At 73.2% G+C, this 12898-nt stretch carries 8 protein-coding genes; 1 reads left to right on the forward strand and 7 read right to left on the reverse strand.

Annotated elements, in window-relative coordinates; genetic code table 11:
- The first annotated feature begins 61 nt into the window (after nt 1–61).
- A complete protein-coding gene (locus tag AB0C99_RS22755; RefSeq protein ID WP_362477845.1) occupies nt 62–1921 on the forward strand; it encodes a glycoside hydrolase family 3 protein in 1860 nt (619 codons plus the stop codon).
- A gap of 125 nt (nt 1922–2046) precedes the next feature.
- On the opposite strand, the gene AB0C99_RS22760 is transcribed toward AB0C99_RS22755, so the two are convergent.
- The 7 genes from AB0C99_RS22760 to AB0C99_RS22790 all read right to left on the reverse strand — a co-directional run bounded on the left by AB0C99_RS22760 (nt 2047) and on the right by AB0C99_RS22790 (nt 12753).
- Nucleotides 2047–3492 (reverse strand): aminopeptidase, encoded by a 1446-nt coding sequence (locus AB0C99_RS22760; RefSeq protein WP_362477848.1) that lies wholly within the window; start codon nt 3490–3492, stop codon nt 2047–2049.
- Nucleotides 3493–3579: 87 nt separating this feature from the next.
- Nucleotides 3580–3984, reverse strand: a complete 405-nt coding sequence (locus AB0C99_RS22765; protein WP_362477850.1) for a hypothetical protein — start codon at nt 3982–3984, stop codon at nt 3580–3582.
- Nucleotides 3985–4122: 138 nt separating this feature from the next.
- Nucleotides 4123–4452 (reverse strand): hypothetical protein, encoded by a 330-nt coding sequence (locus AB0C99_RS22770; protein ID WP_362477852.1) that lies wholly within the window; start codon nt 4450–4452, stop codon nt 4123–4125.
- Between the two features lie 104 nt (nt 4453–4556).
- Nucleotides 4557–8336 (reverse strand): ABC transporter ATP-binding protein, encoded by a 3780-nt coding sequence (locus tag AB0C99_RS22775; RefSeq protein ID WP_362477855.1) that lies wholly within the window; start codon nt 8334–8336, stop codon nt 4557–4559.
- A 90-nt stretch (nt 8337–8426) separates the two neighbouring features.
- Nucleotides 8427–10109: a thiamine pyrophosphate-binding protein gene (locus tag AB0C99_RS22780; RefSeq protein WP_362477857.1), complete on the reverse strand. Its 1683-nt coding sequence runs from the start codon at nt 10107–10109 to the stop codon at nt 8427–8429.
- Nucleotides 10110–10210: 101 nt separating this feature from the next.
- Complete coding sequence (speB, locus tag AB0C99_RS22785; protein WP_362477860.1) at nt 10211–11188, reverse strand: agmatinase; 978 nt, start codon at nt 11186–11188, stop codon at nt 10211–10213.
- A gap of 83 nt (nt 11189–11271) precedes the next feature.
- Nucleotides 11272–12753, reverse strand: a complete 1482-nt coding sequence (locus AB0C99_RS22790; RefSeq protein WP_362477863.1) for a sodium:solute symporter — start codon at nt 12751–12753, stop codon at nt 11272–11274.
- Nucleotides 12754–12898 lie beyond the last annotated feature (145 nt).

Raw genomic sequence — 12898 nt, forward strand, 5'->3', positions numbered from 1 at the left:
TGGCTCCTTGGAAGTTTCCTTCACTCTTCCTCCCACCCAGCACGGCCGGAAGGAGCAACAGTTGCACCACCGCGCCCCCGCCCCGTCCCGTCGCACCCTGCTCACGGTGACGGCGGCGGCAGCCGTCGCCGCCGTCACCGGCGTGACCGTCCCCACGGCCCACGCCGCCCCCGCCCCCGCCCCCGTCCCCGCCGAGGAGCGGGACCGCGGCGACCGCCGCCTCCGGGAGCTCATCGCCCGGATGTCCCTCGCGGAGAAGGTCGGCCAGCTCTTCGTCATGCGGGTGTACGGGCACTCCGCCACCGACCCCGACCAGGCCGACATCGACGCCAACCTCAAGGAGATCGGCGTCCGCACCGGCGCCGAGCTCGTCGAGCGCTACCACGTCGGCGGCGTCATCTACTTCGCCTGGGCGCACAACACCCGCGACCCGCACCAGATCGCCGGGCTCTCCAACGGCCTCCAGCGGGCCGCCCTCGCCCAGGACACCCCGGTCCCGCTGCTCGTCTCCACCGACCAGGAGCACGGGATCGTCGCCCGCGTCGGCAAGCCCGCCACCCTGCTGCCCGGCGCCATGGCGCTCGGCGCCGGCGGCTCCGCCGAGGACGCCCGCGCCGCCGGCCGGATCGCGGGCGCCGAACTGGCCGCGCTCGGCATCCGGCAGGACTACGCGCCGGTCGCCGACGTCAACGTCAACCCGGCCAACCCGGTCATCGGCGTCCGCTCCTTCGGCGCCGACCCCGAGGCCGTCGCCGCCCTCGTCGCCGCCCAGGTCAAGGGCTACCAGGGGGCCGGGATCGCGGCCACCGCCAAGCACTTCCCCGGCCACGGCGACACGGCCGTCGACAGCCACAACGGGCTGCCCGTCATCACCCACACCGCCGAGGAGTGGGCGGCCGTGGACGCCCCGCCGTTCCGGGCCGCGATCCGGGCCGGCATCGAGTCGATCATGACGGCGCACATCGTCGTCCCCGCGCTCGACCCCAGCGGCGACCCCGCCACCCTCTCCCGGCCGATCCTCACCGGCATCCTGCGCGAACGCCTCGGCTTCGACGGCGTGGTGGTCACCGACTCGCTCGGCATGGAGGGCGTGCGCACCAAGTACGGCGACGACCGGGTCCCGGTCCTCGCCCTCAAGGCGGGCGCCGACCAGCTCCTCAACCCGCCGGACCTGTCCGTGGCCTGGCACGCGGTCCTGAAGGCCGTCGAGGGCGGCGAGCTGACCGAGGCGCGGCTCGACGAATCGATCCTGCGCATCCTGCGGCTGAAGCGGCGCCTCGGCCTCTTCGAGGAGCCGTACGTCTCCTCCGCCGGGGTCGACCGCACGGTCGGCACCCGGGCCCATCTGGCGCACGCCGACCGGATCGCCGAGCGCACCACGACGCTGCTGGTCAACGAGGAGGGCTTCCTCCCGCTGAGCCGCCGCACCCATCCCCGGGTGCTGGTCGTCGGCGCCGACCCGGCCTCGCCGTCCGGCACCACCGGGCCGCCGACCGGCGTCCTCGCCGCCGCGTTCACCGAACTCGGGTACACCGCGCGGGCGCTGTCCACCGGGATCACCCCGACCCCGGCGCTGATCGAGCAGGCGGTGGCCGCCTCGGCCGGGCAGGACGTCGTCGTCGTCGGCACGTACAACCTGAGCGCGACGAGCAGCCAGCTCACCCTGCTGGCGCGGCTCGCCGCGACCGGGGTGCCGGTGGTGACGGTCGCGCTGCGCAACCCGTACGACGTGGCCCGCACCACCGGGCAGCGCGCCACGCTCGCCGCGTACTCCTGGACCGACGTCGAACTGCGCGCCGCCGTCCGGGTGATCGCGGGCCGGGCGAGGCCACGCGGCCGGCTGCCGGTGGCGGTGCGCAGCGCGGCGGACCCGGAGCGGGTGCTGTACCCGGTGGGCTACGGCCTCTCGTATCGCCGATGAGCACCGCTCGCTGACCAACGGCGTGGGCCGGCACCCCCCCGTACGGGCGGGGTGCCGGCTCACGGCGTATACGGGCCTACAAGGCTTGCGGGCCTACGGGCCTACGGGCTTACGGGCTTACGGGCTTACGGGCGCAGCCCGTGCTCGCGGGTCGCGTCCTCGTCGACCGCCTTGTCGATGCGGGCGTCGAAGCGGGCCAGCGGCTTGGCCGCGGCGACCGCCGGGGCGTCGACTCCGGCCCAGGCGAGGATGCGGGCGGTGGCCTTGGCCTTCTCGGCCTCGACCAGACCGGCCACGTTGGCGCCGTGGTTGGCACCCGGCGCGTAGTACACGTAGCTGTCGCGGGCGCCCTTGCCGAGGTGGAAGGGCTCGGAGCCCCACGGGTCGTTGCCGCCGTAGACGAACAGCATCTGGTTCGCGTTCTTGCGGACCCACTGGTCCACGTCCCGCATGACCCACGGCTTGAACTTCATCGGGATCTCGCGCGGCACGAAGTTGCGCGCGGGCTGGTAGCCGTAGCGGGTCAGACCGCGCAGGTGCGGCTGCTTGATGCTGGGCGAGCCGAGCTCGGTCGCCGCCTGGTAGTAGTACGGCGTGTAGCCCTCCAGGCCCTGGTCGGTGTAGGCGGACCAGCCGGAGTAGGCGTCGATCGTGTCGTAGACGACGTCGTCGGTCGCGGTCTTCGCGTCCGGGATCTGGTCGCAGACGTCCTGGCCGTAGTACTGCCAGAAGCCCCAGACGAAGTCGAGGACGACGGCCTCGTACGCCTTGTCGACCGAGCCGATGGTGTTGAAGGTGACACCCTCGGTCTTCGCCCAGTCCGCGTACTTCTTCTCCAGCGGGGCGCGGCGCACCAGCGCCTCGCGCTGCATGGCGTTCAGGCGGTCGCGGCAGTCCTTCGTGCCGACCTTCTCGAAGAACCGGTCGTAGGCCGAGTCCTCGTTCTCCACCACGTCGTTGGGGGCCACGTAGGCGACGACGCCGTCCATGTCACGCGGGTAGAAGCGCTCGTAGTAGGTGGCCGTCATGCCGCCCTTGGAGGCGCCCGTGGAGAGCCACTTCTTGGTGTAGATCGGCTTCAGCGCGTTGAAGATGCGGTGCTGGTCGCTGGCGGCCTGCCAGATGTCCAGCTTCGACCAGTCGGCGGGCTGCGGCCGGGACGGCGTGAAGAACCGGTACTCCATGGAGATCTGGTTGCCGTCGACGATCCGGGTCGGCTCGGCCCGGCTGGGGGTGGTGCTCAGCCCGTAGCCGCTGGTGCGGAAGACGGTGGGGCGGTCCGAGTCCTTGTGCAGGACCGAGATCCGCTGCTGGAAGGTGCCGGCCCACGGGCGGCGGTGGTCGACCGGCTGCTCGTAGTTGAGGACGAAGTAGCGGTAGCCGGCGTACGGCTTCTCCTCGATCAGGCTCATCCCGGGGATCGCCAGCAGGCGGTCCTTGATGTCCGTGCTCTGCGCGTCGGCGACGGCGGTGCTGCCGGTCTCCGTGTCCGCGGCGGTGGCCACGCCCGTGGATCCGACGGTGCCTATGAGCACCGAAAGCGACACCAGCCATCTGAGCGACTTACGCATTCACCCTCCCCTTGGTTCACAACGGTGTCGTGAACCTAGCCGGGCCGACGTGCGGACCGCCAGACCCGGTTGGGCATTACATACGCTTCAGCACAGGATCCAGCCCGTCGCGACGGACCGCCCGCCGACCGTGGCGGACGCGCGCACGCAGCGGTTGAGGGCGTGCACCGTGACCGGGCCCGCCTGCCGGGCGAAGCGGCCCGAGGTCACGGCGGCCCGGCCGCCGCGCGGCTGGAGCGAGACCGCCATGGCGCGCGGGACGCCGGGCCGGGCGGCGACGACGAGCGCGCAGACGTAGTGCCGGGTGCGGAAGAGGCGCAGCTCGCCGGTGGCGAAGCCGAGGACCCGGGTGGGGCGCCCGTGGCAGACGGAGGCCGCCTCGGCCGGGCCCGCGGCGGGGCCGACGGCCACCAGGGTCCCGGCGGCGAGCAGCAGGGCGAGGACATAGCCGGACAGGCGCCGGCCCGCACCGGTCCGCCGCGCACCGCGCATCCGCGCCCCTCCCTCACGTTCTCGTCCGGTCGTCTGGATCCGTCTCTTACGTTCGTCGTACACGCTTACGACGCGGCCGGGGGCCGTTCGGTTGCCGACCGGTGGGCCCTGGACGGTTCGGTTGCCGACCGGCAGGCCCTAGACGAAGGTCGTGGCGACCAGCAGCAGGAAGACCAGCTCGGCGGCCACCTGCACGCGGAAGGCCAGCAGGCGGACCCGCTCGCGGGAGGCGGCGAGCGCGACGACCAGGCCGACGAGGGCGACCACCAGGCTCACGGTGTACAGCCAGCCCGGGTTGGAGCCGCACTCCTCGCCGTAGCCGACGCAGCGGCCGGCGTTCTCGGCGGTGAGCGCGAGGATCCCGGCGAGGATCGTGGCGGGCACCAGCAGACCGGCCGAGACCAGGGCCCAGACGTGGATCCGGCGGCGGGTGGCGGGGGCGGGAGCGGCGGGGACGGGGTTGGTCATGCCCCGATCACACCGCGCGCCGGGCCCCGGGCACATGAGCCCGGGTACTCAGATCCGCTGGTGCCCGCTCCCCCGTACCGTCCGGCCCACGGGAGCGGAAGGACCTACCGCACCGGCTCCGGCTCCGGCTCGCCCGCGTCCCCCGCGCTCTCGGGGCTCTCGGGGTTCTCGCCGATGAAGGTGCGCCACAGCCCCGCGTACACCCCGTCCCGGGCCAGCAGCTCCTCGTGGGTGCCGTCCTCGGCGACCCGGCCGTGGTCCATCACGACCACCCGGTCGGCGCGCGCCGCCGTGGTGAGGCGGTGGGCGACCACCAGGGTGGTGCGGCGGCCGGCGAGGCGGTCGGTGGCCGCGTTGACCTGCGCCTCGGTGGCCAGGTCCAGGGCGGCGGTGGCCTCGTCGAGGAGCAGCACGTCCGGGTCGACCAGCTCCGCGCGGGCCAGGGCGATCAGCTGGCGCTGGCCGGCCGAAAGGTTCCGGCCACGCTCGGCGACCTCGTGGAGATAGCCGCCGTCCAGGGTGGCGATCATGTCGTGGGCGCCGACCGCGCGGGCCGCCGCCTCCACCTGCGCGTCGCCGGCGTCCGGACGGCCGTACGCGATGGCGTCGCGGACCGTCCCGGCGAACAGGTACGCCTCCTGCGGCACGACCCCCAGCCGGTGCCGGTACGCGGTGAGGTCCAGGTCGCGCAGGTCGGTGCCGTCGGCGGTGACCCGGCCGCCCGTCGGGTCGTAGAAGCGGGCCACCAGCTTCACCAGCGTCGACTTGCCCGCACCCGTCTCGCCGACGAACGCGACCGTCTGGCCCGCCGGAATGCGCAGGTCGATGCCGGTCAGCGCGGTCTCCTCGGCGTCGCCCGCCTCGCCCCCGTACGCGAAGGACACGTCCTCGAAGGCGATCTCGCCGCGCAGCGACAGCACGTCGAGCGGGGCGTCCGCCGCGACGGTGGAGGTCGGCTCCTGGAGCAGCTCCTGCATCCGCTTGAGCGAGACCGCGGCCTGCTGGTAGCCGTCGAAGACCTGGGAGAGCTGCTGCACCGGGGCGAAGAACAGGTCGATGTAGAGCAGATAGGCGACCAGGGCGCCGGTGGTGAGCGAGCCCGCCTCGATCCGGTTCGCCCCGACGATCAGGACGGCCGCCGCGGCCACCGAGGACAGCAGCGTCACGAACGGGAAGTAGACGGATATCAGCCACTGGCCGCGCACCCGGGCCTCGCGGTACTCCACGCTGCGGGCCGTGAAGCGCTCCGCGCCCGCCCGCTCGCGCCGGAACGCCTGCACGATCCGCAGGCCCGTCACCGACTCCTGGAGGTCGGCGTTGACCCCGCTGATCCGCTCGCGGGCCAGCTCGTACGCCTTCACGCTGGCGCGCCGGAAGTAGTACGTGGCGACGGCCAGCACCGGCAGCGTCGCGAAGACGACCAGCGCCAGCTCGACGTCGAGGACGAGCAGGACGCCCATGATGCCGAAGAAGGTGACGACCGAGACGAAGGCGGTGACCAGGCCCGTCTGGAGGAACGTGGACAGCGCGTCGACGTCCGTGGTCATCCGGGTCATGATCCGGCCGGTCAGCTCGCGCTCGTAGTAGTCCAGGCCGAGCCGCTGGAGCTGCGCGAAGATCTTCAGCCGCAGCGCGTACAGGATCCGCTCGCCGGTGCGCCCGGTCATCCGGGTCTCGGCGGTCTGCGCCACCCACTGGACCAGCACCGTCAGCAGCGCCAGCGCGGAGGCGGCCCAGACGGCGCCGATCGCGAGCTGGTTCACGCCCTTGTCGATGCCGTGCCGGATGAGCACCGGCAGCAGCAGTCCGGCGCCCGCGTCCACGGCGACCAGGCCGAGGCTGATCAGCAGCGGCCTGCCGAAGCCGCGCAGCAGCCGGCGCAGCCCGTACGACTCCTCGGGGGCGACGGCGCGGCCCTCGTCGATGCCGGGGGTGTCCACGGCGGGCGGCAGCGCGGCCACGGCGGCCAGCAGCTCGGGGGTGGCGCCGGGGGCCGGCGCGTCCCGGTCGTCGGTCTCCCCGCGCACCCACAGGGCGGGGGTGATGCCCCGCTCGGCGTCGAACTCGGCGTCCAGCTCGGCCCGCAGCGTGCGGTCCTCGGGCACCTCGGCGGGCGGCGCGTGGCCGGGCGAGACGGCGCCCAGCTCGTCGGGGTCGGTGAGCAGCCGCCGGTAGAGCTCGGAGCGCTCCGCGAGCTCCTCGTGGGTGCCGAGGTCGGCGAGCCGGCCCCCGTCGAGGACGGCGATCCGGTCGGCGAGGCCGAGGGTGGAGCGGCGGTGCGCGATCAGCAGCGTGGTGCGGCCCGCCATGACGGACTTGAGGGCCTCGTGGATCTCGTGCTCGACCTTGGCGTCGACGGCCGAGGTGGCGTCGTCGAGGAGCAGCAGCCGGGGGTCGGTGAGGATCGCGCGGGCCAGCGCGATCCGCTGCCGCTGGCCGCCGGAGAGGGTCAGGCCGTGCTCGCCGACCTTGGTGTCGTAGCCCTCGGGCAGCTCGGCGATGAAACGGTCCGCCTGGGCGGCGCGGGCCGCCGTCTCGATCTGCTCCCGGGTGGCGTCGGGGACGCCGTACGCGATGTTGGCGCGGACGGTGTCGGAGAACAGGAAGCTGTCCTCGGGGACCAGGCCGACGGCGGCGCGCAGCGAGTCGAGGGTGAGCTCGCGCACGTCGCGCCCGCCGACCAGGACGGCGCCGTGGGTCACGTCGTAGAAGCGGGGCAGCAGCAGCGAGACGGTGGACTTGCCGGAGCCGGAGGCGCCGACGACGGCGACGGTCTCGCCGGGCCGGATCTCCAGCGAGAAGCCGTCCAGGACCGGGCGCCCGTCCTGGTACGCGAAGGACACGTCGTCGAACTCGACGCCGACGGGCTCGTCGGCCGGGAGCTCCTTCGTGCCGTCCGTCAGGCTCGGCTCGGTGTCGATCAGCTCCAGGACCCGCTCCACGCCGGCCCGCGCCTGCTGGCCGACGGTCAGCACCATGGCGAGCATCCGGACCGGGCCGACCAGGGACGCCAGGTAGGAGGAGAAGGCGACGAAGGTGCCGAGGGTGATCTGGCCCTGGTAGGCAAGCCAGCCGCCGAGGGCGAGGACCGCGACCTGGCCGAGCGCGGGCACCGCCTGGAGGGCGGGGGTGTACTTCGCGTTGAGCCGGATGGTGCGCAGCCGCCCGGCGAACAGCTTCCGCCCGGCCTCCCGGATCTTGCCGGTCTCCTGGTCCTCCTGGCCGAAGCCCTTGACCACGCGGACGCCGCTGACGGCCCCGTCGACGACGCCGGCGACGCTCGCGGCCTGCGCCTGCGCGTACCAGGTGGCGGGGTGGAGGCGGGTGCGGCTGCGGCGGGCGATCCACCACAGGGCGGGGGCGACGGCGACGGCGACGAGGGTCAGCGGCGGCGAGAGCACCGCCATCACGGCGAGCGATATGAGGAACAGCAGCACGTTCCCGATGGTCATCGGGAGCATGAAGAGCAGGCCCTGGATCAGCTGGAGGTCGCTGGTGGCCCGGCCGATGACCTGCCCGGTGGACAGCTCGTCCTGGCGGCGCCCGTCGAGCCGGGTGATCGTCCGGAACATCTCGGTGCGCAGGTCGTGCTGCACGTCGAGGGCGAGCCGCCCGCCGTAGTAGCGGCGCACGTACGTCAGCGCGTACACGACCACGGCGGAGGCGACGAGCAGCCCGGTCCACAGGCCGATCGAGCCGCTCTTCGCGCCGATCACGTCGTCGATGATCACCTTGGTGATCAGGGGGACGAGCGCGAGGACCGCCATGCCCGCGAGGGAGGACCCCAGCGCGAGCACCACGTTCGCCTTGTAGCGCCACGCGTAGCCGGTCAGCCGGCGCGCCCAGCCCCGCTCCCCCGTCTGTCCCTGCCCCACCGCCGCCACGTGGCGCCTCCCGTCCGTGCTGCTCTACCGGAAGGGCCAACGCGGGCGACGTGCGATTTCATCCCGCCGCAACAAAGTGGCGGGAGGGGCTCACAGGTGCGTGGGCTCGAACATGCGCAGCAGGGCCGGCAGGACCACGACCGAGGGGCCGGGGGTCTTCAGGGCCGCCGCGAGGTCGTCCGTGAGGGTCTCCGGGGAGGACAGGGTGCCCGGCACGCCGAAGGAGGCGGCGAGGGCGACGAAGTCCGGCCGGGCCAGCTCGGTGGCGGTGGCCTCGCCGAAGGCGTCCGTCATGTACTCGCGCAGGATGCCGTAGCCGCCGTCGTCGACGATCAGCCAGGTGACGTCGAGGCCGTACTGCCTCGCGGTCGCCAGCTCCGCGATCGAGTACATGGCGCCGCCGTCGCCGGAGACCGCGAGGACCGGGCGGCTCGGGTCGGCCGCCGCCGCGCCGAGGGCCGCCGGGAAGCCGTAGCCGAGGCCGCCGGCGCCCTGCGCGGAGTGCATGGTGTTGGGGTGGCGGGCGTCGAAGGCGGACCAGGCCCAGTACGCCAGGATCGTCATGTCCCAGAAGCTCGGCGCGGTGTCCGGCAGCGCCGCCCGGACCGCGTCCACGATCCGCCGCTCCAGGCCCAGGTCCTGGGCGTCGAGCCGCTCCCGCACCTTGCCGAGGACGGCGGCGACCCGCTCGGGCGCCGTCGGGTCGGGGCGCTCCGGGACCGTCTCCAGGAGGGCCTGGAGGGCGAGCCGGGCGTCGGCGTGGATGCCGAGGGCCGGGTGGTTGGACTCCAGCTTCCCGGGGTCGGCCTCGATCTGGATCACCCGGCCGCGCGGGGCGAAGGTGTGGTAGTTCGAGGACAGCTCGCCGAGGCCGGAGCCGACCACCAGGAGGACGTCCGCGTCCTCCAGGAAGTCGGTGGTGTGCCGGTCCTCCAGCCAGGACTGGAGGGACAGCGGGTGCTCCCAGGGGAAGGCGCCCTTGCCGCCGAAGGTGGTGACCACGGGGGCGTTCAGGCGCTCCGCGAGCGCGAGGAGCTTGCCGGAGGCGTCGGCGCGGACGACTCCGCCGCCCGCGATGACCGCGGGCCGCTCGGCGCGGGCCAGCAGGTCGGCGGCGACGGCCGTCAGCTCGGGGCGCGGGACGACCTCCTCGGGCGTGGCGTCCATGGCGGTGACGACGGGCAGCGCCGTCTCGGCGAGGAGCACGTCCTGCGGGATCTCCACCCACACGGGCCCGTGCGGGGCGGTGAGCGCGGACTCCCAGGCGGCGGCGATCGCGGACGGGATCTGGGACTGGGTGCGCACGGTGTGGACGGACTTCACGATGTCCCGGAAGGACGCCTGCTGGTCGCGCAGCTCGTGCAGATAGCCGTGCCGGCCGCCGCCGAGCCCGGCGACCGGGACCTGGCTGCCGATGGCGAGGACGGGCGCGGAGGCGGCGGCGGCCTCCTGGAGGGCGGCGAGCGACATCAGGGCGCCGGGGCCGGTGGAGAGCAGCAGCGGGGCCGCCTCGCCGGTGACGCGGCCGTACGCGTCGGCGGCGAAGCCCGCGTTGTTCTCGACGCGCAGGCCGACGTAGCGCAGGGCGGAGCGGCGCAGGGCGTCGAACATGCCGAGGGCGTGCTGGCCGGGGAGGCCGAAGACGGTGGTGGCGCCGAGCCCGGCGAGGGTCTCGACGACGAGGTCGCCGCCGTTGCGCCCGGCGGGCGGGTTGAGGGCGGCCTCGGTCTGGGCGGCGGTGGGGCGCAGCACGAGGTCGTGGTCGTGGGTCATGAGGTCCCTTGGCGTGGCTCGGTGGTCGGGTGCGGCCCGGTGGAGGGGGCGGGGTGATCGTTCCGTCCCGCGGAACGATCACCCACACCGCCCTCGTGGCGCTACTTGGCCTCGCGGCTCGCGGCGATCTGGCGGGACATGATCGTCGTCAGCTCGTACGCGGTGTGGGAGGCGGCGACGGCGGTGATCTCGGCGTGGTCGTACGCGGGGGCGACCTCGACGACGTCGGCGGAGACCAGGTTGCAGGAGGACAGGCCGCGCAGGATCTCCAGGAGCTCGCGGGAGGTCATGCCGCCCGCCTCGGGGGTGCCGGTGCCGGGCGCGTGGGCCGGGTCGAGGCAGTCGATGTCGATGGAGATGTACAGCGGGCGGTCGCCGATGCGCTGGCGGAGCTGGTCGGCGACCTCGTCGGCGCCGCGGCGGTAGATGTCGGCGGAGGTGACGATGCCGAAGCCCATCTTCTCGTCGTCGGTGAGGTCCTGCTTGCCGTACAGCGGGCCGCGGGTGCCGACGTGGGAGAGGGCGGAGGTGTCGAGGATGCCCTCCTCGACGGCGCGGCGGAACGGGGTGCCGTGGGTGTACTCGGCACCGAAGTACGTGTCCCAGGTGTCGAGGTGGGCGTCGAAGTGGAGCAGGGCGACGGGGCCGTGCTTCTTCGCGACCGAGCGCAGCAGGGGCAGCGCGACGGTGTGGTCGCCGCCGAGGGTCATCATGCGGGCGCCGGTGGCGAGCAGGTCGTCGGCGGCGGCCTCGATGGTCTCGACGGCCTCGTTGATGTTGAACGGGTTGGCCGCGATGTCGCCGGCGTCGGCGACCTGGGCGAGCGCGAACGGGGAGGCGTCCTGCGCCGGGTTGTAGGGGCGCAGCAGGCGGGACGCCTCGCGGATGGCGTTGCCGCCGAAGCGGGCGCCGGGGCGGTAGGAGACGCCGCTGTCGAAGGGGATGCCGACCACGGCGACGTCGGTGGTGCCGACCTCGTCGAGCCGCGGCAGCCGGGCGAACGTCGCGGGACCGGCGTACCGCGGGACGCGGGACGAGTCGGTCGGGCCGCGGAAGGCGTTCTGGTCGCTGCTGCTCATGGTCGGGTCCTCCTGGGGTGTATCGGTGGTTCCGGCGGGCCCCGGGTCACGGGGCCCGCCGGGCGTCTGCGACGCGGCCGCCGTCAGGCGGTCGCGGGTGCCGGGACCGCGGGGTCGGGCTCGGCGGGGGTGTCCTGGCCGGCCAGCCGGGCGCGCCAGTTCGCGAGCACGGCGGCGTCCGTGGGGCGGGTCGCCAGGGAAACGATCACATAGACGGCGAACGAGGCCAACAAACCATAGTAAACAGGCTCATTTGCCAGGATTCCGTAAGTCCACATCAGGCCGATCACGGCCAGCCCGCCGACACCGACCGCGGCGAGCGCGCCCTGGGCGGTGCCGCGGCGCCAGAGCAGCCCGCCGAGGATCGGCACGAGCAGCCCGGCGACCAGCAGGTTGTAGGCGACGGTGAGGGCCTGGACGACGTCGTTGAGGGCGATGGCGATCCCGATGACGGCGATGCCCATGATCAGGATGAAGAGCCGGTTCCCCTTCACTTCGTCGTGGTCGCCCGCCTCGCCCCCGTCCCGCTTCGCCACGGCTCCGCGCAGACGTGACCAGATGTCGTTGTTGGCGACGGTGGCGCAGGCGATGAGGGCGCCGGAGGAGGTCGACATGACGGCGGCGAGCGCGGCGGCGAGGACCAGGCCCCGGACGCCCATCGGCAGCTCGTCCTTGACGATGGTGGCGAAGGCGTCGTCGGCGCTGGGCAGGTTCGGGTACATGACCTTGGCGGCGGTGCCGATGACGGCGCCGGCCAGCGCGTACACGAGGCAGTAGGTGCCGGCGACGGTGCCGCCCCACTTGGCGACCTTGTCGGTGCGGGCGGTGAAGACGCGCTGCCAGATGTCCTGGCCGATCAGCATGCCGAAGGTGTAGATCAGCACGTACGTGAAGATCGTCTCGCCGCCGATGCCGAGCGGCTCGAAGTACGCGGTGGGCAGCGCGGCCTTCATCTCGGCGAAGCCGCCCGCCTTGACGACGGCGATCGGCAGCAGCAGGAGCAGCACGCCGATGGTCTTCACGACGAACTGCACCATGTCGGTGATGGTGATGGACCACATGCCGCCGAGCGTCGAGTAGGCGACGACGATGGCGCCGCCGAGGACGATCGCGAGCGTGCGGGGCAGGTCGAAGAGGACGTCGAAGATGGTCGCGTAGGCGATCGTCGAGGTGACGGCGAGCATCAGCGTGTAGGCCCACATCACCACACCCGAGATCACCCCCGCCTTGCCGCCGTACCGCAGGTCGAGCATCTCGGAGACGGTGTAGACCTTCAGGCGCGCGATCCGCGCGGAGAAGAACACCGACAGGGCGAGCAGCCCGAGGCCGATGGTGAAGACCATCCAGGCGCCGGAGAGCCCGTACTTGTAGCCGAGGCCGACGCCGCCGATGGTGGAGGCGCCGCCGAGGACGATCGCGGCCATCGTGCCGGAGTACATCCAGGGCCCGAGGCGGCGTCCGGCGACCAGGAACTCGCTCTTGGACTTGGCGCGGCGCATGCCCCACCAGCCCATCGCCAGCATCCCGGCCAGATACAGGACGATCACTGTGTAGTCGACGGCCATGGGGCCCTCCTTCGCGCACCTCGGTGGCGTGTCGTGCGGGGGATGTGACCGGAGGCTGGTCGCGGGGACATCCGCCCGTACCCGCGGCCTCCGGATGGCACGACAGTAGGTGGCCGGAATGCGACGCTGAAGTGTACGTTTCCTC

Origin of the sequence: Streptomyces sp. NPDC048659 (assembly GCF_040650575.1) — a bacterium.
GTDB lineage: Bacteria > Actinomycetota > Actinomycetes > Streptomycetales > Streptomycetaceae > Streptomyces.

Coding starts and splice junctions, on each gene's coding strand:
- AB0C99_RS22760 (WP_362477848.1), bottom strand. CDS start 3,492: ATGCGTAAGTCGCTCAGATGGCTGGTGTCGCTTTCGGTGCTCATAGGC.
- AB0C99_RS22765 (WP_362477850.1), bottom strand. CDS start 3,984: ATGCGCGGTGCGCGGCGGACCGGTGCGGGCCGGCGCCTGTCCGGCTAT.
- AB0C99_RS22770 (WP_362477852.1), bottom strand. CDS start 4,452: ATGACCAACCCCGTCCCCGCCGCTCCCGCCCCCGCCACCCGCCGCCGG.
- AB0C99_RS22780 (WP_362477857.1), bottom strand. CDS start 10,109: ATGACCCACGACCACGACCTCGTGCTGCGCCCCACCGCCGCCCAGACC.
- speB (WP_362477860.1), bottom strand. CDS start 11,188: ATGAGCAGCAGCGACCAGAACGCCTTCCGCGGCCCGACCGACTCGTCC.
- AB0C99_RS22790 (WP_362477863.1), bottom strand. CDS start 12,753: ATGGCCGTCGACTACACAGTGATCGTCCTGTATCTGGCCGGGATGCTG.